This is a genomic window from Candidatus Streptomyces philanthi (assembly GCF_059553635.1).
In genome coordinates this window covers 21,381-42,603 of the sequence record NZ_JCANQV010000009.1, presented here as the reverse complement: position 1 = coordinate 42,603, position 21,223 = coordinate 21,381, and the positions used below count along the sequence as shown (strand labels likewise).

The window sequence follows — 21,223 nt, the reverse complement described above, 5'->3', positions numbered from 1 at the left end:
CGTCCGTCCCGCCCCCCGAGACCACCCGCCAGGACTGGAGAGACATGGAAGTGACGCAGACGCCCGCCGTCCCCCTCTCGCTGAACCAGGAATTCCTGTGCTCCTACGACAAGGGGGACCACGCCGGGGCCTTCGGCCACCGGCACACCCTCGTCTGCGGCTGGCGGGTCACCGGAGCACTCGACCGCGCGGCACTGCAAGGCGCCCTGGACGACGTGGTGGCCCGCCACGAGGCGCTGCGCACCTCGGTCGGCCGCGACGGCCGCGACCGGCACCAGACCGTCCACCCGCCGGGCCCGGTGCGGCTGACGGTCACCGACCTGGACGGCGCGGACGCCGCCTCGCGCGACGCCCGCGCCGAGGAATTCCTCAACGCCGTCGACTCCCGCACCTTCAGCGTGCGCGAACTCCCGCACCTGCGGGCGTTCCTGGGCCGTTACGACGCCACGGACGCCGTCCTGGTACTGGCCGTGCACCACACCGCGACCGACGCCTGGTCCATGGACGTGATCGCCCGCGACCTCGCGGCCCGCTGCGCCGCACGCCAGGGACACCCCGTGGCCGCGCTGCCGGAGCCGGTCCCCTACCGCGCGTTCGCGCTGGCGCAGCAGGAGTCGGGCGGCAACCCCGCCACGGCCGCCGCCCGCGCCCACTGGCGCGCGGCGCTGGCCGGCGCCGAGATCCCCGCCCTCCCCACCGACCGCCCCCGCGACCTGGCGACGGAACCCGCCTACGGGGTGCACCGCTTCGCCTGGGACCCCCAGCTGTCCGCCGCGGTCCTGGACTTCGCCAGGAGCGTGCGCAGCTCCCCGTTCATCGTCATGCTGGCCGCCTACAACCTGCTGCTGCGCCGGCGCACCGGGGCCGCCGACGTGGTCGTGCCGACCTTCACCTCCGGCCGCTACGAGGAACGCTTCCTGCACACCGTCGGCCCGTTCTTCAACTACCTTCCGCTGCGCACCGACACCACCGGCTGCCGGACGTTCCGCGACCTCGTCGAGCGCACCCGGGCCGGCTGCCTGGAGGCGTACGCGCACGACATCCCGTTCGCCCATATCGTCGCGGAGGTGCCCGGACTCGTCCGGCAGTTCGCCGACCCGGCCCGCGCCGTGGTCGCCTTCGAGGGGCTCCAGTACCCGCCCGGCACGGCCGGCGGCGACGGGGGCGGCTCGGAGTTCACCGCGATACGGCGGCGGGTGCGCTCCCAGGAGGTGAGCTCCGCCATCCCCGACGGGGTCCTGTGGGCGATGGACGTGCTGCCCACCAAGGAGATCGTCGGCAGCGTCAAGTACGACCACACGGTGTTCGACCGCGCCACGGTGACGGCCCTGGCGGACGGGTTCACCGCCGTCCTGCGCCACGGGGTCGCCGACCCCGGCACCCCGTTGGAGGACCTGTGAACACCAGGGAAGCGGCACCCCCCACGGACGCGCCGGCCGGGCCCGGCCCCACCGCGGAGGAGGTCGTCGCCCGCGCGGAGGCCCTCGCCCCCACCCTCGTGGCACGGCAGGCCGAGACCGAGCGCCGCACCCACTACGCCCGCGACACCCACGAACGCTTCGCCGACGCCGGCTTCTACCGCATCCTGGTGCCCCGCCGCTACGGCGGACACGAACTCGGCGTGGAGACCTTCGCGCGGGTCGCGATGGCGCTGGCCCGCGGCTGCCCCTCCACCGGCTGGATGTACCTCTTCGGCGCCGCCCACGCCCTCGCCGTCGGCACCCTCTTCGACGAGCCGGCCCAGGCCGAACTCTTCGGGTCCGGCGACTTCCTCTGCCCCGCCACCGTCGCACCCTCCGGCACCGCACGGCGCTCCCCGGACGGCGGCTGGAGCGTCAGCGGCACCTGGAAGTACTGCTCCGGCGCCCCGTACGCCACCCACTTCCTCGGCCACACCCTGGTGACCCCGCCCGACGGCGGCCCCCCGGCACCGCTGCTCTTCGTCGCACCACGGGAGAAGTGGCGGCTCCTGGACGACTGGGGGCACCAGCTCGGGCTGCGCGGCAGCGGCTCCCACGGCATCGCCATGGAGGACGCCCGCCTCCCCGCGCACTTCACCCTGCCCGCGCACCTGAGCCAGGTCTCCGTCCCCGACGGGCTGCCGGGGCGTGCCCTGCACGGCCCCGAGTACGGCGGCGGCCCCCTCAGCTTCATGCTGCTGGAACTCGGCATCCTCGCCGTGGGCATGGCCAAGGGCGCCCTCGACACCTTCGAGGAGCTGATGCGCACCCGCAAGACGATCTTCCTGCCGATCACCGACCGCACCGAGGACCCCGACCACCAGTTCCGCTACGGCGAGGCCGCCGGGATGATCGAGGCCGCCGAGGCCGCCGTGCTCCACGCGGTCGGGCAGTGGAGCGCGCTGTGCGCCGGGGACCCCGCCGGCTTCACCAGGGAGCGCGAGCTGCGGCTCGCCATGATCGGCCGGGAGGCGGTCCGGCTGTGCTGGCGGGCCGTCGAGGGGCAACTGCTCCCCATGGCCGGCTCCAGCGCGGTACGCCACGGCGAACGCCTCGAACGCGTGTGGCGCGACATGTCGATGCTGCACAGCCACGCCGGCCTCGGCGTCTTCCTGTCCGGCCGGGCCAACCGCGAACTGGCACAGGAGCGGTTCGGGACCGGCCCCGCCTAGGACCCGCGCACGTCCCGGCCCGGCGCGCACGTCCCGTGCGCCGGGCCCCCGTCCGATCCGCCCCCGGGCGTCCCGCGCGGACGCGGCCCGGTCCCGCGGCACGCCGCCGGGACCGGGCCGGTCCGTCCCGCGGTACCCGTCCGGGCAGACCTGTGGGAGACCTCCATGAGGAACCGCTGTCCCGTCGCCCTCGACCCCAGCGGCCGGGGCCTGCACGCCGAGGCGGCCCGTCTGCGCTCGATGGGCCCCGCCGTCCGGGTGGAGCTGCCCGGCGGCGTCCTGGCGTGGTCCGTCAACAGCCACGCCGTCGTCAAGCAGTTGCTGGCCGACCCCCGGGTCACCAAGAGCGCCCGGAACCACTGGCCGGCGTTCATCAACGGCGAGATCCCGCCCGACTGGGAGCTGATCAGCTGGATCGCCATGGACAACATGGTGACCGCGTACGGCAAGGACCACGTCCGGCTGCGCCGGCTCGTCGGCAACGCGTTCACCCCCCGGCGCACCCAGGCGATCCGGCCCCGCATCGTCCAGCTCACCGGCGAACTGCTCGACGGCCTCGCCGCGGCGCCGGAGGAGGTGGTGGACCTGCGGGAGCGGTTCGCGTACCCGCTGCCCGCCCGGCTGGTCGCCGACCTGATCGGGATGTCCGAGGAGGCCAGGGCCGAGACCGCCAAGGTCATCGACATGATGGTGGACACCACCGTCACCCCCGAGCAGGCGCAGGCCGTGCTGAAGGGCTGGCGCGGCGCGATGGCCGAACTCATCGCCGCCAAGCGCCGGGAGCCCGGTGAGGACATCACCAGCGACCTGGTCGCGGCGCGGGACGAGGACGGCTCCCGGCTGAGCGAGGAGGAACTGGCGGACACCATCTTCGCCGTCCTGGGCGCCGGCTCCGAGACCACGATCAACTTCTTCGACAACGCCATCACCGCCCTGCTCACCCACCCCGACCAGCTCGCCCTGGTGACGTCCGGGCGGGCGTCCTGGGACGACGTGATCGACGAGACGCTGCGGGTGGAGTCACCGCTGGCGCACCTTCCCCTGCGGTACGCCGTCGAGGACATCGCCCTCGACGGGGTGACCATCCGCCGCGGCGACCCCATCCTCGTCAACTACAGCGCCGTGGGCCGCGACCCGGCCCTGCACGGCGCCGACGCCGAGGTCTTCGACCTCACCCGCCGGGACAAGCAGCACCTCTCGTTCGGCCACGGCCCGCACTTCTGCCTCGGCGCGGGCATCGCCCGCTCGGTGGCCACCATCGGCCTGTCCTCGCTCTTCGGCCGCTTCCCCGGCCTGCGCCTCGCGGTCCCGAAGGACGAGCTGCGGGCACTGCCGACGTTCATCATGAACGGCCACCGCAGCCTCCCGGTCCGCCTGGGACCCTGACGCCCCGCCCCGCACACGGAAGCGCCGCCCCGGAATCCACCGGGGCGGCGCACCTGTGCCGAGACGGTCAGCCGCCGCGCGGGCGCGCACCCGCCGCGGCACCGGGCCGCGCGGCCGGCGATGCGGCCGGCCCGCCGCCCTTCCCCCCGCGCAGGACCCGCCACACCGTCGCGGGCCGGGTGAGGACCTGCGGCGGATCGATGAGCCCGGCCACCCGCATGAACGTCCGGGTCAGCTCGCCGTCGCGGGTGGCCGCGGCCCGGACCCTGGCCATGTACGCGTTGGCGAGCCGGATCCGCGCCGTACGGCGCCCCCGCACCTGCGGGAAGCCGAGGTCGCCGCCGGCCGAGATGTCCCACGCCACATCGATGGTCCGGGCGATGTCCCGGAAGAACTCCGCGGGGCGCGGCGGGCCGTCTCGCAGATGGCCCCGCAGCGCCAGCGCCTCCAGGGCCGCGACGGTCATGCCCTGCCCGTACACCGGGTTGAAGCTGCACACCGCGTCGCCGACCGCCAGCAGCCCCCCGGGGAAGCGGGGCAGGCGCTCGTAACGGCGCCGGACGCTCGTCGGGTAGCGGATGACGACGGGTTCGTCCAGCGCCTCCGCGTCCTTGATCACCTCATGGATGTCCGGCACCGGCAGCGACCGCACCCACGCCAGATACCCCTCGGGGTCGGTCGGCGCGCTGTCGCCGAGCACACCGGTCAGCGACAGGACGCACCGGCCGCCCCCGATCCGGGAGAAGAACGCGCCGCGCGGATGCGCGGGCGACGACACCGGGTTGATCGACAGGTCGCCGTGCAGCACCGACTCGTCCGGCAGGCGGTAGTGCCGGGTCGTGTACGACAGATCGACCTTGATCCGCTCCTCGGACGGCCTGCCGTAGCCCAGCTCCTCCAGCCACACGGGCGTACGGGAACCGCGGCCGGTGGCGTCCACCACCACATCGGCGTCCACCACCTCCTCCGCGTCCCCGCGCGCCAGCCGGACCCCGGTCACCCGGCCGCGGTCCGGCGACGCCACCAGGCCGACGACGGAGCACTCCTCCGCGAACGCCACCCCGGGCAGCGCCGCCACCCGCTCCCGTACATGGCTCTCCAGGACGGGACGGGCGGCCGACACGCAGGTCAGCCCGGTACGGGCCGGTTCGAGCCGCCGCCCGTCGAAGAACCAGCGCAGTTCGCCCAGATCGCCGGTCGGCACGCCGGCCGCCGTCATCTCCTCGGTGAAGCCCGGGAACAACTCCTCCAGGACCTGCTGGCCGCGGGCGAGCAGGCCGTGCACATGACGGCCCTGGGGAACGCCCCGCCGTGCCGTCGTCACCCCGCGCAGCCGGTCACGGTCCACCACCAGCACCGCGGCGTACGACTCGGCGAGCACCCGGGCCGCGAGCAGGCCCGCCATGCTTCCGCCCAGCACGACCGCGCGGTCTCCCACCGGCTTGCCCATGGCAAGCACCTCCTGTGTCGTCGGACGGGTCAGGCGCTGCTGCCGGGGCTGTTCTGATAGGCGGCCAGCAGCCACCGGCCGTCCTGTCTGGCCAGGACCCAGGACGCCCGGACGGCGCGCTCGGGGGCCACTTCCGTCTCACCGGGGGCGAGGATGCCGCCCTTGGTGATCAGGATCGCGGAGTCGGGGCCGGGGAAGCGGACGTCGACGGGCTGCCCGGTCACCCGGGTGCCCCGGAACCGCGACCGGAAGGCCGCGGCCATGAAGGAGCGGATCTCCTGGCGGCCCTTGCTGTAGACACCGGGCAGGATCATCGTCGCGTCCTCGGTGAACACCGCGGCGAACGCGTCGGCGTCGTGGTCGGCCCAGGCCGCGACGATGCGCTGGGGGACGGCCGCCGCGGCGGCCCGGTCGGCCTCGGACGGGCCGGTGGTCCGGGAAGGGGTGCTGCTGCTCATCGGGCGTACTCCGTTTCCGGTGGAAGGGCTCTCAGACGTAGGAGGTGTCGGGTTCCAGCCCGCACAGCACACGGCCGTGCAGTTCGGTGTTGGTGTCGGGGTGCATCAGGGCGTGGAGGCTGAGGGCGTGCGCGTCGCGGGCGATGCGCTGCATGGGGGCGTGCCGGTAGAGGGACGAGGCGCCGCTCGCCGTGGCCAGGACGTCGACGGCCTCCTTGGCGCGCAGGACCGCGGCTCCCATGCCGGCGCGCGCGGCGACGCGTTCGCCGAGGGACCACGGCGCGCCCTCGGCCGTCTTGGTGTCGACGAGGGCGGCGAGCCGGTGGGCGTGGAACTCCGCCTCGTCGGCGTACTGTGCGGCACGCGCGACCTGATGGTGGGTCAGCGGCGCCTCCGCCTGGTGCGCGTAGCCCGTGTAGGTGATCCTGCGGTCCGGCATCCGCTCCAGGAACGCCTCCTTGGCGGCGAGCGCCAGGCCCAGCATGGTGCCCACGGACGAGGCGGAGGCGACCGGGAGCAGCGGCGCGCGGTACATCGCCGTCCCCGCGCCGCGCACCGAGGCCGACCGCCCCTCCAGCACCGCGGGCAGGGGCAGCACCCGCGGCTCCGGTACGAACACGTTCTCGGCGAGGGTGGTGACGCTGCCGGTGCCCCGCAGCCCGGCGGTGTCCCAGTCGTCGTCGACGCGCAGATCGGCCATCGGCACCAGGGCCATGACCGGCGGCGGCGCGCCGTCCCCGCCGGTACGCACCGCGATGACGACCTGCCAGTGGCTGTGGTGGGCGCCCGTGATGAACGACCAGCGGCCGTCGAGGGTGACACCGCCCTCGCACGGAGTGGCGGTGGCGCTGGGGCTGAGGGTGCCGCAGATACGGACGTCGGGGGTGGCGAAGACCTCGTCCTGGACCTCGTCCGGGAACATCCCCGCCATCCAGGTGGGAATCCAGTAGACGGACGTGGCCCAGGAGACCGATCCGTCGGCGCGGGCCAGCTGCGCGGCCACCTCGATCAGGGTGCGGGTGTCGGCCTCGTAACCGCCGTAGCGGGCGGGGACGCGCAGCTTGAAGAACCCGGCGTCGGCGAGCGCCTCGACGCTCTCGTCGTGCAGACGCCGGTTCTCCTCCGCCCATCCGGTGTGGTGCCGCAGCGCCGGTACGAGACCGGCGGCACGGGCGACGAGTTCGTCGCGCGTCGGTGCCTTGCGGGTGAGCACAGCGATCCTCCTGGGGTGGGTGGGAACGGCGGTCAGTGCAGTGCGGCCGTGTAAGCGTCGAGCAGGCCCTGGGCCTCGCCGGTGGCCCGCGTGAAGCGGTCCTCCGGGACGGCGTCATGGAGCAGGACGTCCTCCATCGCCCGCGTCATGAGCACCTGGATCGCCGCGAACCGGCCCAGCAGCGCCCCGCGCGCCGCCGCCCCCGGAGTCCGGGCGAGCTGGTCGCTGCCCACGCGGTGGGCGGGACGGCGCGCGAACCATCCCTCCCGGTCCAGAAGGCCGAGCGCCCCCTCGGTCACCGGAAGGAAACTGTTCGCCTGGTGCCACGCGGCGGCATTGCGCGGATTGTTGAGGAACTGGAGGAAGGCGAGCGCGCCGTCACGGGTCCTCGCGTCCAGTCCGGCGGTCAGCCAGAGCGAGGTGCCGGCGATCATATGGCCCGCGCAAGGAATGTCGTCGTTGTGGGGGAGAGGGGAGACCGCGAGCCCGAAACGGCCCTCCTCGGCCGCTGCCATCATCGCGGTGACATCGTTCGAGGAACTGATCCGGAAAGCCACCCGCTGTTCGGCGAACGCCCGGTGGGTGCCCGCCCAGTCGGCGATCTCCCCGGTATAGAGATAACGGCCGTCCCGATGGAGCCCTTTCCACCAGGTGACCCAGGCCAGCATTTCCTTCGACGCCAGGTCCAGGCGGCGCGCCCGGCCCGCGCGCCCGTTGCCGTGGTCGGCGAGCGGCCCGCCCTGCACGGCGAGCGCCTGCTGGAAGCAGATGCCGTGATTGGCCCAGGTGACGGCGTGGGACGGCCCGCCGGGCAGGGCGGCGACCGCCGCGCAGGCGTCGGCCAGTTCGCCCCAGGTGCGCGGCGGCCGCGGCACGCCCGCCGCCTCCAGCAGGTCCGTGTTGCTGAACAGCAGACTCGTCGTGGCCACGGTCGGCCAGGACCGCAGTGAGCCGTCATACGTGTAATAGGCCCGTACGGCCGGGACGATGTCGTCGTGCACGGTCGGCTCGCCGAGGATCTCCGCCCGGCCGCCGATCTCCTCCTCCACGGACGCGAACAGCGGCCCGCCGTCACGCGACACCGCGTCGTGGGCCTCCTGCGAGGCGTCGTAATAGTATTCGGCGATCGCGGGCGGATTTCCCTCCGCCGCGGCCCGCGCGATGTCCCCGGGAAGGCGCTCGTAATGCACCCCCCGGATGTTCACCGTGTATTCCGGATGGGCCCGCTCGAATTCCTCTCCCAGGCGTGTCAGCCGGGCCATGTAGCCCGGAAAGGTCAGATCGGCGAGCCAGACGTCGATGACGGATTCCCGTGACATGCGGCCTTCCCTAACGTCGGAGCGGGGCGGATGTCGCAGCGGGCCGGGCCGGCCCCGTACCGGTGATGACGGACCCGATGCCGGACAGATAGGGCGCGACCACGCCCGGCAGCACCTTGCAGTCCAGGACGAGGACGCCCGGACACCCCCGCTCGCGCCAGGCGCGTACGGCACGGAGGTCACCGGGCGCGCGCACCGTGACGGCGGCGGCGCCCAACGCCCGCGCGACCCCGGCGAAATCGGTGGGGCCGAAGACGGCCGCGCCCACGTCCACGCCCAGCGGGCGGTAGAGATGGACCTCCGCACCGTAGGCCCCGTCGTCGAAGACCACCACCAGCGCGGAGACGCCCGCCCGCACCAGCGTCTCCAGCTCGGGCAGCCCCATCAGCGCGCCGCCGTCCCCCAGCGCCACCACCGTGGTGCGGTCCGGCCGCCCGACGGCCGCGCCGACGGCGCCCGCGAAACCGAGCCCGATGCTCTGGAACGCGGCCCCCGTGAACACGAACGCGGACGGATCGGCCACCGGCCAGTACATCGCCGGCCACCCCACGAAGTGCCCGCCGTCCGTGACCAGCGTCCGCTCCGGCGGCAGCAGCGGCGCCAGCGCCGACGCCAGCGTCCTCGGATCGACGCGGTCCCCGGTGCTCCTGTCCTCGTACGGCTCGTCCGCCCACCCGGCGCGCCCGGTCTCCGCCGCGACCTCCGTGCGCCACGGCGCCGCGTCCGCCCGGCGGCGGTCCACCGCGTCGAGCAGCTCCGAGGCGGTCACGGACGCGTCCCCGCGCACGAACCGGTCCACCCGTCCCGCCGTGGCGGCCGGCGCGTCATCGACCTGGACGACCACGGCGGCCGGACCGAGCAGCGAACCACCGTGCAGCGTCCACTCGTTGAGGCTCGCCCCGAACGCGACGACCACATCCGCGTCGCCGATGATCCGCGCGGTACGCGGGGCGGAGAAGCCCCCGCAGACCCCCAGGGACCAGGGATGGCCGTGGAACATCCCCCCGGCCATCACCGTGGTCGCCAGCAGCGCCCCCGTGCGGTCGGCGAGATCCGCCAGCGGCTTCGCGGCCCCGGAACGCCAGGCGCCCAGGCCGGCCAGCAGCAAGGGACGCCGCGCACCGGCCAGGACGTCCGCCGCCCCCTCGACGTCTGCCGGCGGCGGCGCCGTCCGCACCCGCGGCCGTGGCACCGTGACGACGGGCCCATCGGGCGCCGGGACCGTCGCCAGATCGCTGGGCAGCAGCAGGACCACCGGCCCCCGCCCCGCGCGCGCCCGCTCCAACGCGTCCGCGGTCGTGGCACGCGCGGTGTCCGGCGAGGTGATCCGTACGACCTCCGCGCCGAGCGCGCCCGCGAACGCGGTCTGGTCGATGTCGATGCGCCGCCGCCCCCGCAGGGGCTCGTCGCCGCACAGCACCAGCACACCGCTGCGGTGCTTGACCGCCTCCGCGAGTCCGGTGGCCGCGTTGGTGACACCGGGACCGTAGGTCGTGGTGCAGACCGCCACGTTCCCGGTGGCCCGGAAGTACGCGTCCGCCATGGTGATCGCGCCGCCCTCGTGACGGGCCGACAGATAGCGGGCCCCGGCCGCGACCAGCTCGGCCACGGCCACGAAGTTCCCGTTGCCCACCACGCCGAAGACATGTCCGACCCCGCGTTCGGCGAGCGTCCGCCCGACCGCGGCTGCGAGTGTCGCCCTCATCCGTCCCCCTGCCGCTCACGACCGGCCTACGCCAGCTCGAAGACCACTTCGCCGACCGCCATCCCGATCCGCTCGGTCCGCAGCAGCCGCCAGCCGCCCTCCGCGAACACCGGCGCCCAGTCGTCGAGCGCGGGGATGAAGGTGCCCATCAGGTCGTGCCCGACCTCGAAACCGAGGGTGAAGACGGGGAGCCGGTCGTCCGGCACGTCCGTGGTCCGGGTGGCGTCGCCGAGCAGCAGCCGCCGGGCGGCCGGGAACACCTCGCGCAGCCGGCGCAGCGTCCGTACGCAGTTCTCCCGGGGCCAGAAGTCGTGGCCCATCATGAAGCAGGTGAGCAGATCGACGTCGGCGAACTCGGGCCGCGGCGCGAGCCGGGTGACATCGCCCTCCAGGAACAGCGCCCGGTCCGCGAGACCGCGCTCGGCCAGACCCTTCCGCGCCACCTCCAGCGACGGGCGGGCCAGGTCGATGCCGATCCCGCGGGTCCCCGGATGCCGCTCCAGCATGTCCGCCACCCGCCCGCCGCTGCCGCACCCCAGATCGGCGACCTTGGTGAACGAGAAGTCGAGGCGCTCCACGGCCGCCCAGAACGCCGGCGCGTAGCACAGCTCGTTGATCTCCCGGCAGGCGAACGCGATCGCGGCCGCGTCCCGCCCGTACGCGCCGTCGGAACGGTCCTCGTCGCGCAGCACCGAGGGCATGGAACGGAACAGTTCGGCGCTGCCCCTGCTGAGCCAGTGGAAGAACGCCTTGTTCCGGTGGACCTCCGCGAACGTCGCGGCCGTGGTGACCGTGGTGCCCTCGCGCCGGACGATGCCGACGGACGCCAGCGCGCGGAACATCGCGAGCGTCGCGACCGGGTCGAGGCGGTGCCGGGCGGCGAAGTCGTCGGAGTCCAGGGTGCCGCGGGCGTGCAGTTCGTCGAGGGCCCCGACCTCCCAGGCCGCGCCGACCGCCCAGGCGGCCACCGCCGAGTTGAAGATGAAGGCCGCGTCCCCGCGCGCCGGCCCGGCCGCCGTCTCACCGCTCATGGCCCGCCCCCTCGGGCCGGGAGAACTGTCCCGGAGCGCGTCCGGGACCGGCCGGCCCCCGGTACGCCTGGGCGATGTCCAGCCAGCGGTCGGCCTCCGCGCCGTACGCGGTCAGCGCGAGATCGGCGCGGTGCCGCCGCCGGGTCGCCAGCAGACACAGGTCCAGCGCCGGCCCGGTGACCCTGTCGGCCGCGCCGGGCGGACCGAACTCCCACAACGCCCCCGAAGGAGCGGTGAGTTCGAGACGGAACGGCTCCTCGGGCGGCGTCAGCCCACGCGACTGGTAGCCGAAGTCCCGGGTGAGCACCGCGAACGCCGCGATGTGCCGCAGCCGGTCGGTGGCCTCCTGCTCCTCGCCGAGGGCGTCGGCGATGTCCTGGCCGTGCGCGAACAGCTCCATCAGGCCGGCGCGGGCGAGGACGGCGGGCGGCAGCGGCCGCACCAGCCACGGCACCGGACGGTCCGGGGGCGCGGCGGCCAGCGCCTTGATCCCGAAGTCCCGTTCCTCGCGCCACTTGGCGAGCAGGTCCGCCGGGGGCAGCGCCAGATACGCGGCGAGGGCGGCGTTCACGGCGCCGTCGAAGTTCCCCGCGGCGCGCGCCGTCAGCGCGCGGAACGCGTCGGGGTCGGAGGCCGCCGTGCCGGCCAGCCGGAAGATGAAGGCCAGATGCCCCACCTGGTGCGCGACGGTCCACCCGGGAGCGGGCGTCGCCAGGTCCCACCGCGACGCGTCCAGCCCGGCCACCCGTCGGTCGACGTCTTCCCCTGCCGCGGTCAGATCGGCTAGCACATCCTGTAATTCCGTCATAGGGCTGTCCTGATCCGTGAGTAGCGGTCCCGTGCGCGCAAAGGCACGCCCGGACTGTTCGAGCGCGGGAGTCACATCGCTTGCGGCACCACCTGGCCCGCACCGGCCGGCCCACGCCGGGGAGGCCGGAGCACGGGGGGACACCGCCCCGCCGACACGCGGGGATTCCTTCACGTCATCGACGTGGATACAGCGTGCACCAGCGAAGATCGGGTGTCTTCTCCCTCCGTGCTCTGACGCCGGACGGGCACGACGAAGGCGCCCGGCACGAGGCCGGGCGCCTTCCGCGGCAGGGCTGTGCCTACGTACGGGTGGCCCGGAAACGGAACGAACCGATGCCCACGGAGACCTGGACGTTCTCGAATCCCGCGGCGTGCAGGCGGGGAGCGAGGGTGGCGGGAGGGACGGGGACGCAGGTGTCGAAGAGGTGGACGAGACGGAAGCGGGTGCTGCTGAGGGCGTCGGAGCCGGCGAAGACCCCGCCGGGGCGCAGCACCCGGTACGCCTCGGTGAAAAGCCGGTCCTGGAGGGCGGGGGAGGGGACGTGGTGGAGCATGGTGAAGCAGAGGACAGTGTCGTAGTCCTGGTCGGGCAGGGGCATCGCGGTGGCGTCGCCGTGATGGACCGTGACCCGGTCGCCATGGGCGGCGCGCAGCCGCTCGGCGGAGTCCCGGTCGTACTCGATGACGCTCAGGCGCCGGGCCTCGCGCATCAGCACCCGGGTCGTGGCACCGAACCCCGGGCCGATCTCCAGTGTGTCCTCGCCGCATGCGACGTCCTTCAAGGCCCACGGCAGCAGGCGCTGCTCCACGGCCCGGGACCACGAGGGGGAGTTGCAGTACCAACGGTGGAAGCGGTTCATCGGCATACGGCGATGCTAGGAAGCACACAGGATGTCCACCACACGACGGAAGGACAAGTGATGTCGCCGGACGGACAGACCGCGGAAAGCACCCCGGCACGGAGGACGGACGGGGCACCGCCGTCCACGGGCGCCGAGCTGGTGCCGGCCGGACCCGCGGCGGCGGCAGCGGCCGTGGTCGTGGGCAGCTTCGCCATGGACAGCGGGCACTGGTTCCTTCGGCACGCCCACGAGCACCATCAACTCGCCTGGTCCCGCCGGGGAGTGATCGCCGTCCGCGCGACCGGTACGACCTGGGTGCTGCCGCCCTCGATGGCGTTGTGGATCCCGGCGGGCATCGAGCACGCCACCGGGGCCCCCGGGGCGGCACTCTTCCGCAGCCTGTACTTCCGGCCCGAACTCTGCCCCGTGGACTGGCGAGAGCCCACGGTCGTCGCGGTCGCGCCGCTGCTGAGGGAGCTGATCGGATACCTGGCGGACGACGGCCTCACCCCCGCGGCGCGGGGGCGCGCGCAGGCGCTCGTCCCGGACCTGCTGCGGCCGGTGTCGGTGGCGACGGTGCTGGCACCGCTGCCGCGCGACCCCCGCGCCCGCCGCGTCGCGAAGGCCCTGCGGGCCGCCCCGGCGGACGCGCGGACCCTCGCCGAGTGGGGCGCCGAGGTGGGGGCGAGCGGACGGACCCTGGCCCGGGCCTTCGCCACGGACACGGGGATGCCGTTCGGCCAGTGGCGCACCCGGGCCCGGTTGCAGGCGGCGATGCCGCTGCTGGCCTCCGGCGCGACCGTCGCGGCCGTCGCGGAACGGGTGGGCTACGCCTCACCGAGCGCGTTCGTCGCGGCGTTCCGGCGGGTGGTGGGGGTGCCACCGGGGGCGTACTTCGCGCCGTAGCGGAGGGGTGTGACCTGCGCTGTTCGCGGCGACTGCGCCGGCTGGGCCGTCGTGCTCGCCGGACCCGGACCGGTGCGGCCGGACGCCCACCGCACCGGTCCGGACGGGGCACGGTCAGATCGTGGCCGTGTCGATCACGAAGCGGTAGCGGACGTCGCTCGACAGGACCCGCTCGTACGCCTCGTTGATCTCCTGCGCGCCGATCAGCTCGATCTCTGCGCCGATGCCGTGCTCGGCGCAGAAGTCCAGCATCTCCTGGGTCTCGGGGATGCCGCCGATGCCGGAGCTGCTCAGGCTGCGGCGGTTGCCGAACAGGGTCTGGAGGACGATCTGGACCGGCTCCTCCGGCAGGCCCACATTGACCATGCTGCCGTCGGTGCGCAGCAGGGACAGATAGGCGGCGAAGTCCAGCGGGGCGGAGACCGTGTTCAGGATCAGGTCGAACGTGCCGGCCAGCTCCTCGAAGGTGTTCGGGTCGCTGGTGGCGTGGTAGTGGTCCGCGCCCAGCTTCAGACCGTCGTCCTTCTTGCGCAAGGACTGCGAAAGAACGGTGACCTCGGCACCAAGAGCGTGCGCGATCTTCACGGCCACGTGGCCGAGACCGCCGAGGCCCACGACGGCGACCTTCTTGCCGGGGCCGGCGTTCCAGTGGCGCAGCGGCGAGTAGGTGGTGATACCGGCGCAGAGCAGCGGGGCGGCCACATCGAGGGAGAGCGCGTCCGGGATGCGGACGACGTACTCCTCGTCGACGACGATCTTCTGCGCGTAACCGCCGTAGGTGGGCTGCCCGTCCTTGCCGGTGTCGTTGTAGGTCCAGGTCGGGCCGCCGTTCGAGCAGTACTGCTGGAGCCCGGCCCGGCAGTTCTCGCACGTGCGGCAGGAATCGACGATGCAGCCGACGCCCACCCGGTCGCCGACGGCGAACTTCGTCACACCGGCGCCCACCTCGGTGACGACGCCCGCTATCTCGTGGCCGGGGACCATCGGGAAGGCGCCGGGCCCCCAGCCGTCGTGGACCTGGTGGATGTCGGAGTGGCAGATACCGGCGAACTTGATGTCGATCAGGACGTCGGACCCGCCGACCGCGCGCCGCTCGATGGTGGTGCGCTCCAGCGGGGCCTTCGGGGCGGGCGCGGCGTACGCAGCAACAGTGGTCATACCAGGGATCTCCTAGAAGGACGGTTCGCGCCCGGCTCTCTTCCACCGGGCACGCTCCCAGACTGTCTCATTCCCCAGGGTTCACCCAGGTCACGGCCTTGCGTACGACTGCTGTGCCTACCACTGGCGGGGTCAGGATGCGGTACGTACGACCAGGAATACTGGACGTATGGAACGCAGCGACGGACAGGGCGTGCACGGCGGACGACCGGCGGCCGCGGCCACGGGCACCGCGGGGCGCGCCCTCGACAGGCGGGCCGAGCTGAGCGAGTTCCTGCGCAGCAGGCGGGCGCGGCTGAAGCCGGGGGACGTGGGGCTGCCGGACCTCGGCCGGCACCGGCGGGTGCCGGGACTGCGGCGCGAGGAGCTGGCGCAGCTGGCCGGGGTGTCGGTCGCGTACTACACGCGTCTGGAGCAGGGCAACGGCCGCAACGTCTCGGCGGAGGTGCTGGACGCGATCGCCCGCGCGCTGCGGCTGACGGACGCCGAGCACGCCCACCTCACCCACCTGGCGAAGCCCAGGACGCACAAGAAGAAGCCGGCGGCACGGCAGCAGCAGGTGCGTCCGGCGCTGCGGCAGCTGCTGGACACGATGGACGGCGTCCCCGCGTACATCGTCGGGCGGCGCTCGGAGATCCTCGCGTGGAACCGGATGGCGGCGGCCCTCTTCGGCGACTGGTCACAGCTGCCCCCGGCCGAGCGCAACTGGGCCCGCCTGGTGTTCCTGTGCCCCGAGTACCGCGATCTCTTCGCCGACTGGCAGCAGAAGGCGATCGACATCGTGTGCGCCCTGCGCATGGACGCCGGCTGCTACCCCGACGACCCGCGGCTGTCGGCCCTGGTGGGCGAACTCTCGGTCAAGAGCGAGGAGTTCCGGCGGCTGTGGGCCACCCACGACGTCAAGGAGAAGAACCACGGCGTCAAGCGGCTGCACCATCCGCTGGTCGGCGACCTCTCCCTGCACTTCGAGTCGTTCCGCCTGGCGGACGACGCGGACCAGTCCCTCCTCACCTACCACGCCCAACCGGACTCCCCCTCCGCCGACTCCCTCCGCCTCCTGGCGAGCTGGGGCACGGACGCCGGCCGCGCGGGCTCCGTGGTCTAGGTCCTGTCGCGGAAGCCCCGCCTGCCTCGCACGCACCGGACGCCGCGAGGCCCGCCCTCCGGGCGGACGACGCGACGTTCGCCACAGGCCCTAGGACCCGCCCGTCCCCCTCCACACCGTCCCTCGCGCCTCGTACTCCAGCAGAGTCTCGACCGCGCTGGCCGTCGGGGAGCCCAGTTCGCGTTGGGTGAGCCACAGGGCCAGTTCCAGGCCCGAGGTGATGCCCTGGGCCGTCACCAGGTCGCCGTCGTCGACGACCCGGGCGGGGGTGAGGATTCCGCCCGCCTTCTCCAGGTCCCTGAGCGCGCCGTGGTGGGTGGTGCACCGGCGGCCCGTGACCAGGCCGGCCGCGGCCAGGAGCAGGGCGCCCGTGCACACCGAGGCGATCGTCAGCCCCGGGCGCGGGGCCTTCCGGAGGGCCCTGGGCAGTACGCCCCGGTCGATCTCGGCCCACACCCCGGGCCGGTCGCGGTGGGCGTAGCCGCCGCCCGGCACCACGATCAGATCCGCGTCCTGCGGCGCCCACCGGTGGTCGACCGTGACCCGTGTCCCGTAGGAGCAGCGCACGGCCCCGGACGGGGAGGCGGTCACCAGACGTACCTCGGTCCGGCGCGCGCCGCCCTGCGCCGCGGCCGCGGAGAACACCTCGTACGGTGCCGCGAAGTCGAGTTCCTCCACCCCGTCGAACAGCACGATGTGCACCCGGAAGGGGCGCCCCCGCCCCGCGTGCTCCGCCGCGGCCGCGGTACGTGCCCCCGCCCCCACGGCGAACGCGCCCGCCCCCGCCGTGGCGGCCCGCAACATGCTCCTGCGCTCCATGACGCCTCCTCATGCGGCCCGCGCCGTCCGCCCGGGCCCTGGTGGCAAGCCTGCTGTCCCGGGGGACGGGGCGACAGCGGCCGCGGTGACCAGGAGCGTTAGGTTCCTGCCATGCACTCCGTCGCCGTCCTCGTACCGCGTGGTGCCGTCGGCTTCGACGTCACCGTCGCCTGTGAGGTGTTCGCCGTCGTACGGCTGCCCGACGGGACGGCGCCCTACCGGGTGATGGTGTGCGGCGACGCCCCCGTCACGGCCACCGCGGCGGGCGCCGACTGCTTCGGCATCGTCCCCGCGCATCCGCTCGGCGCCGCCCTGACCGCGCGGACGGTGATCGTGCCCGGCGTCGACGGGCGGGTCACGCCGGACCCGGAGGTCATCGGCCTGCTGCGTACCGCGGCCCGCCGGGGCCTCACCGTCGCGTCGATCTGCACCGGCGCGTTCCTGCTCGCCGAGGCGGGGCTGCTGGACCGGGCCCGGGCGACCACCCACTGGCGCGCCGCCGACGCACTGGCCCGCGCCTACCCGACGGTCCGCATCGACCCGGAACGGCTGTACGTCGACGGCGGGAAGGTCCTCAGTTCGGCGGGGGTCGCCGCGGGGATCGACCTGTGCCTCCATCTCGTCAGCCGGGACCACGGCGCGGCGGTGGCGGCGGACGCGGCACGGACCCTGGTGGTGCCGATGCGGCGGGACGGCGAGATGGCCCAGCGTTTTCGGCCTCCCGGGCACGGCGGCGCCGGCGCGGGGGAGGACCGGCTGCGTACGACGCTGGACTGGCTCCACCGCAATCTGCACCGCCCCCTGACCGTCGCCGACATCGCCCGGCACGCCGGGATGAGCGTGCGGCACCTGCACCGCACCTTCCGCGCCCGCACCGGCACGTCCCCGCTGAAGTGGCTGCTGTGGGCCCGTGTCGAGAGGGTGCGGGAGCTGCTGGAGACCACGGATCTGCCCGTGGAGCGCATCGCGGACCTCAGCGGTCTGGGGTCCGCCGTGTCGCTGCGCCACCACTTCCGCGGCCGGACGGGGACAAGCCCGGCGGCGTACCGGAGCGCCTTCCGCGAGGGGCGTGCCACCGTCCCGCCCGCGGGCCGCTGACCGTGCAGCGGCCTTCGACGCAGGCTTTCCCTGGCCGGGGCGCCGGGTGGGCGACTGCTTCGTCATGGTTTCCGCCGTACTGGGACGGGCCGTTTTGCGTCATGGCCGCCGGGGGAGGCACCATCGGGTGATCCGGCGGTTCCGGTTCCGCGTGCCGGGGTGGTTCCCGGTAGAGGACACAGGGCCGCACCCCCGCTAAACGTTGCGTGTATACGCCGTGTGTACAGTGCGGGGGTGATCACCTCAATCCCCCCACACCCCTCCCTCCGGCCGCCCGTACCAGGGACGCGTCCCGCCCGCCCGGACGCCCGGATACGCCGGGAGGTCAGCGGCCGATGCTGACCTCCGCACCCGCACCGTCCCGCCTCCGCCGCTGGGACTGGCCGGTCCTGGCGGTGTGCGCCGTGGTGGCCCTCGCGGTGGGCCTCGCCTCCCCGCCCCGCACGGCCCAGGAGGCATGGGGACTGACCGCCGCCCTGGGGTACGGCTGCGCCGCCGTCGCCGCGGCGCGAGCGTCCCAGGCGTGGGCCCGCGTCCCCGCCGTGATCGCCGCCCTCGGCTCGGCCGTCGTACCCCTCACCTATCTGACGGTGGTCGGCACCGCGCAGATGGAGGTCGGAGTGGTCGAACGGGGAGCGGACCTGCTGCTCTCCACCGGAAGCCCGTACCACCCCGCCCCGCACACGGTGCCGGACTTCAACCCGTACCTCCCGGGCATGTCCCTCTTCGGCCTGCCGCACGTCCTCTTCGGTGACACCCCCCTGACCGGCGCCCGGCTCTGGTTCGGCCTCGGCTTCCTCGCCGCCGCGCTCGGCGCCGTACGGGTCCTGGCGAAGGACACCGGCCACACGCCGCGCGGCATCACCGGCGGCATGGGCGTCCTGTGGCTGATCGCCTGCCCCGTCGTCGCGCTGCCGCTCGCCATCGGCGGCGTCGACCCGCCCGTCATCGGACTGCTCTGCCTGGCCCTGGCCTTCGCCCACCGGGGCGACGCGGGCCGCGCGGGCCTCGCCCTGGGAGCGGCGGCCGCCCTGAAGTGGACCGCCTGGCCCGCCATCCCGGTCGTCGTCGCCCTGTTCGCCGTGACCCGGGGCGGGCGCGCCGCCCTCCGGAGCGCGGCGGGGGCCCTGGGGGTCGCCGTGCTCTGCACCCTCCCCTCGGCGCTGGCCGACCCCGGGGCGTTCCTGGAGAACGTCGTCCGCTACCCGCTGGGCCTCAGCTCCACCACCTCGTCCGCCCAGAGCCCCCTGCTCGGCCATCTGATCGTCTCGCTCGTCCCGAACGGCAAGACCGTCACCGTGGTCCTCATCGGGCTGAGCGCCCTGGGCGTGGGGATCTCGCTGCTGGTCCGCCCGCCCCGGACCATCGTCGCCGCCGCCGACCGGCTGTCGCTGGGGCTGATCCTGGCGATCCTGCTGTCGCCCGCGACCCGCATCGGCTACGCCGTCTTCCCCGTCGTCCTCCTCGTCTGGCCCCGCTTCGCCACCGCCCTGGCCTCCGGCGCCCGCGAGGACGAGCCCGCGACGCCCCCGGCGGACGGACGGGTGGAGAGCGCCACCGCGGCCCTCGTCCCGAAAGCCTGACACCACGCCACAGGGTGTGCCCGCGTCCCGGAGGGGCGGGCACACCCTGTGGCGTATCGGGCCGGACGGCTCCGGCGGGCGTCAGGGCCGGTCGGTCCTGCGGCGCCGCGCCAGCGCGACGGCGCCCGCGCCCGTCACGACGAGAGCGGCGGCACCAGCGGCGAGGTACGGGGTGGCGTCGGTACCGGTGTGCGCCAACTGCCCGCCGCTGGGCACCATCCCGGCCGGGGCCGGCGGCTTGGGCTGCGGCGGGGTCACCGGGGGAGTGGCCGGCGGGCTGGACGGCGGCGTCGGCGACGGGCTGGGAACGGCGTTGTCCCACACCGTGACCACCTGCCGCTCACCGGCCTTGGCCTCGATACGGCGGGGCTCCTTGTCGAGGTCGTAGCCCTCGGGGGCCTTGGTCTCCACGAGCCAGTACGTCCCGGCGGGCAGGTCGACGGGCTCGGACTTCCCGTCCTTGCCGGTGCTGACCGTGGTGATCACCTTGCCCGGCTGCCCGTTGTCGTCCGCGTGGATCTCGTAGGTGGCGGGCGAGGAGACCGGCTTGCCGGTGCCGCGGTCCTTCTTGAGCGTGATCACGATGGCGGCGGGCCGGAAGTCGATCTCACCGGTGACGGTGAGCGGCGTCCGCTCGGCCAGGAAGTAGACCAGCCGCTGCATGGGCTTGTTGTGCACCGTCTTGTCGGTCTTCCAGAACGTCGGCGAGTTCACCGACACCTCGGCCGCGAACGTCGCGCCCGTCTTCGTGCCCGGCTTGTCCGGCGTGAAGCGGAACACCGCCGCGCCCTTGTCGTCGGTCGTTCCCACCTCGCCCGGCGCCTTCGGCTCCGCGACGTTGGTCAGCTCCGTGGTCCCGACACGGACACCGGACACCGGCTTGTCGCCCTTGGCGACCTTGACGGTGAGGGACTTCTCCTCGGGGGTCCGCTCGTACGGGAAGACCTTCCCCGACCCCTCGACGCTCAGCGTGGGACGGCCGGCGGTGACCGACTGGATCTCGGTGCGCAGCGCGTTGAAGCGGTCCACGACCGGGCCCGTGTCGACCTTGGCGTCGGCCCCGTACCCGGCGACGGCGCCCTTCGGCATGCCCTTGGTCAGCCAGGTTTGCCACGGTATCTTCTCGCCGTTGAACCCGTTCTCGTCGACGCCGTCGCGCGCGGCCAGCGCCCAGGTCAGCAGGGAGGCGGCGGCCGAGTCGTTGCGGCCCTTGACGTCGTCGTCGGCGTTGCCGAACCGTGCGGCCAGCTCCGCCAGCTGGGCCTTGGTGTCCTCGGACAGCTCCGGCGGCGCGCCGGTCTTCTTGTAGCCGTTGTGGTCACCGTCCGGCCCGTACAGCGCGATGTCCAGGCAGAGTGCGTGGCTTCCGTCGTCCAGGACGTGCGTACCGGCCCACATCGCGGTGTGCTTCCCGGTCCGCAGGTGCCAGCCGACGGCCCTGCCCTTGTGGCCCTCGCGGTCGGTCGCGGAGGCGGTCGCCGCGGGCAGCAGCGTCGCGCCGACGATCCCCGCCACCACGGCCGCCGCGCCGATGGCCGAATATCTCTGTTTCCGAGCTCTGTGCATCGTTCCCTGTCCCCTCTCGCCGGGGCCGCCCGGTACGGGCGCAAGCCCTCCGTCCGCGGTCACGCGGCACGTTGTTCCAGGGACGACGCGGGAAGATCCGCCCGTCCCCGTCCGCCCGCGCCGCGGACGGGGACAGCGAAGT

General features: G+C 74.0%; 18 protein-coding genes. 7 read left to right on the top strand and 11 right to left on the bottom strand.

Annotated elements, in window-relative coordinates; genetic code table 11:
* Window positions 1–44: 44 nt before the first annotated feature.
* The 3 genes from AC51EU_RS02770 (at window position 45) to AC51EU_RS02760 (ending at window position 4,018) form a co-directional block, all read left to right on the top strand.
* Entirely contained in the window at window positions 45–1,400 is a 1,356-nt protein-coding gene (locus tag AC51EU_RS02770; protein WP_496264995.1) for a condensation domain-containing protein, read from the top strand.
* Window positions 1,397–2,632, top strand: coding sequence for an acyl-CoA dehydrogenase family protein (locus AC51EU_RS02765; protein ID WP_496264994.1), 1,236 nt, complete (start codon window positions 1,397–1,399; stop codon window positions 2,630–2,632). The genes AC51EU_RS02770 and AC51EU_RS02765 overlap by 4 nt, the downstream gene beginning before the upstream one ends.
* Before the next feature lie 165 nt (window positions 2,633–2,797).
* Window positions 2,798–4,018, top strand: a complete 1,221-nt coding sequence (locus AC51EU_RS02760) for a cytochrome P450 family protein (protein ID WP_496264992.1) — start codon at window positions 2,798–2,800, stop codon at window positions 4,016–4,018.
* Window positions 4,019–4,085: 67 nt separating this feature from the next.
* On the opposite strand, the gene AC51EU_RS02755 is transcribed toward AC51EU_RS02760, so the two are convergent.
* From AC51EU_RS02755 to AC51EU_RS02720, 8 genes are all read right to left on the bottom strand, one after another.
* A complete protein-coding gene (locus AC51EU_RS02755; RefSeq protein WP_496264990.1) occupies window positions 4,086–5,468 on the bottom strand; it encodes an FAD-dependent oxidoreductase in 1,383 nt (460 codons plus the stop codon).
* Between the two features lie 29 nt (window positions 5,469–5,497).
* Window positions 5,498–5,926, bottom strand: a complete 429-nt coding sequence (locus AC51EU_RS02750; RefSeq protein ID WP_496264989.1) for an SgcJ/EcaC family oxidoreductase — start codon at window positions 5,924–5,926, stop codon at window positions 5,498–5,500.
* Between the two features lie 31 nt (window positions 5,927–5,957).
* Entirely contained in the window at window positions 5,958–7,139 is a 1,182-nt protein-coding gene (locus AC51EU_RS02745; protein ID WP_496264988.1) for an acyl-CoA dehydrogenase family protein, read from the bottom strand.
* A gap of 32 nt (window positions 7,140–7,171) precedes the next feature.
* Window positions 7,172–8,458: an extracellular solute-binding protein gene (locus AC51EU_RS02740; protein ID WP_496264987.1), complete on the bottom strand. Its 1,287-nt coding sequence runs from the start codon at window positions 8,456–8,458 to the stop codon at window positions 7,172–7,174.
* 10 nt (window positions 8,459–8,468) lie between these two features.
* The gene (locus AC51EU_RS02735) at window positions 8,469–10,163 is read right to left on the bottom strand and encodes a thiamine pyrophosphate-binding protein (protein ID WP_496264986.1); all 1,695 of its coding nucleotides are present in this window, start codon (window positions 10,161–10,163) and stop codon (window positions 8,469–8,471) included.
* Window positions 10,164–10,189: 26 nt separating this feature from the next.
* Window positions 10,190–11,194, bottom strand: coding sequence for a class I SAM-dependent methyltransferase (locus tag AC51EU_RS02730; protein ID WP_496264985.1), 1,005 nt, complete (start codon window positions 11,192–11,194; stop codon window positions 10,190–10,192).
* Window positions 11,184–12,002 (bottom strand): TIGR03084 family metal-binding protein, encoded by an 819-nt coding sequence (locus tag AC51EU_RS02725; protein ID WP_496264984.1) that lies wholly within the window; start codon window positions 12,000–12,002, stop codon window positions 11,184–11,186. The genes AC51EU_RS02730 and AC51EU_RS02725 overlap by 11 nt, the downstream gene beginning before the upstream one ends.
* Window positions 12,003–12,303: 301 nt before the next feature.
* Window positions 12,304–12,870 carry a class I SAM-dependent methyltransferase gene (locus AC51EU_RS02720; RefSeq protein WP_496264983.1) on the bottom strand — a complete coding sequence of 189 codons (567 nt, stop codon included), beginning with the start codon at window positions 12,868–12,870 and terminating at the stop codon, window positions 12,304–12,306.
* A 54-nt stretch (window positions 12,871–12,924) separates the two neighbouring features.
* Here AC51EU_RS02720 and AC51EU_RS02715 point away from each other — a divergent pair, with 54 nt between their 5' ends.
* Window positions 12,925–13,752 (top strand): AraC family transcriptional regulator, encoded by an 828-nt coding sequence (locus AC51EU_RS02715; RefSeq protein ID WP_496264982.1) that lies wholly within the window; start codon window positions 12,925–12,927, stop codon window positions 13,750–13,752.
* A 114-nt stretch (window positions 13,753–13,866) separates the two neighbouring features.
* On the opposite strand, the gene AC51EU_RS02710 is transcribed toward AC51EU_RS02715, so the two are convergent.
* Complete coding sequence (locus AC51EU_RS02710) at window positions 13,867–14,910, bottom strand: NAD(P)-dependent alcohol dehydrogenase (RefSeq protein WP_496264980.1); 1,044 nt, start codon at window positions 14,908–14,910, stop codon at window positions 13,867–13,869.
* A gap of 169 nt (window positions 14,911–15,079) precedes the next feature.
* On the opposite strand from AC51EU_RS02710, the gene AC51EU_RS02705 reads away from it, so the two are divergent.
* Window positions 15,080–16,015 carry a helix-turn-helix domain-containing protein gene (locus AC51EU_RS02705; RefSeq protein WP_496264978.1) on the top strand — a complete coding sequence of 312 codons (936 nt, stop codon included), beginning with the start codon at window positions 15,080–15,082 and terminating at the stop codon, window positions 16,013–16,015.
* 90 nt (window positions 16,016–16,105) lie between these two features.
* Here the strand turns inward: AC51EU_RS02705 and AC51EU_RS02700 are convergent, their stop codons facing one another.
* Complete coding sequence (locus tag AC51EU_RS02700) at window positions 16,106–16,834, bottom strand: DJ-1/PfpI family protein (protein WP_496264977.1); 729 nt, start codon at window positions 16,832–16,834, stop codon at window positions 16,106–16,108.
* Window positions 16,835–16,945: 111 nt separating this feature from the next.
* On the opposite strand from AC51EU_RS02700, the gene AC51EU_RS02695 reads away from it, so the two are divergent.
* Complete coding sequence (locus AC51EU_RS02695) at window positions 16,946–17,932, top strand: GlxA family transcriptional regulator (RefSeq protein WP_496264976.1); 987 nt, start codon at window positions 16,946–16,948, stop codon at window positions 17,930–17,932.
* A 335-nt stretch (window positions 17,933–18,267) separates the two neighbouring features.
* Window positions 18,268–19,515 carry a glycosyltransferase 87 family protein gene (locus tag AC51EU_RS02690; RefSeq protein ID WP_496264974.1) on the top strand — a complete coding sequence of 416 codons (1,248 nt, stop codon included), beginning with the start codon at window positions 18,268–18,270 and terminating at the stop codon, window positions 19,513–19,515.
* An 81-nt stretch (window positions 19,516–19,596) separates the two neighbouring features.
* Here AC51EU_RS02690 and AC51EU_RS02685 read toward each other — a convergent pair whose 3' ends face one another.
* Window positions 19,597–21,081 carry a SpaA isopeptide-forming pilin-related protein gene (locus AC51EU_RS02685; protein WP_496264973.1) on the bottom strand — a complete coding sequence of 495 codons (1,485 nt, stop codon included), beginning with the start codon at window positions 21,079–21,081 and terminating at the stop codon, window positions 19,597–19,599.
* Window positions 21,082–21,223: the final 142 nt, after the last annotated feature.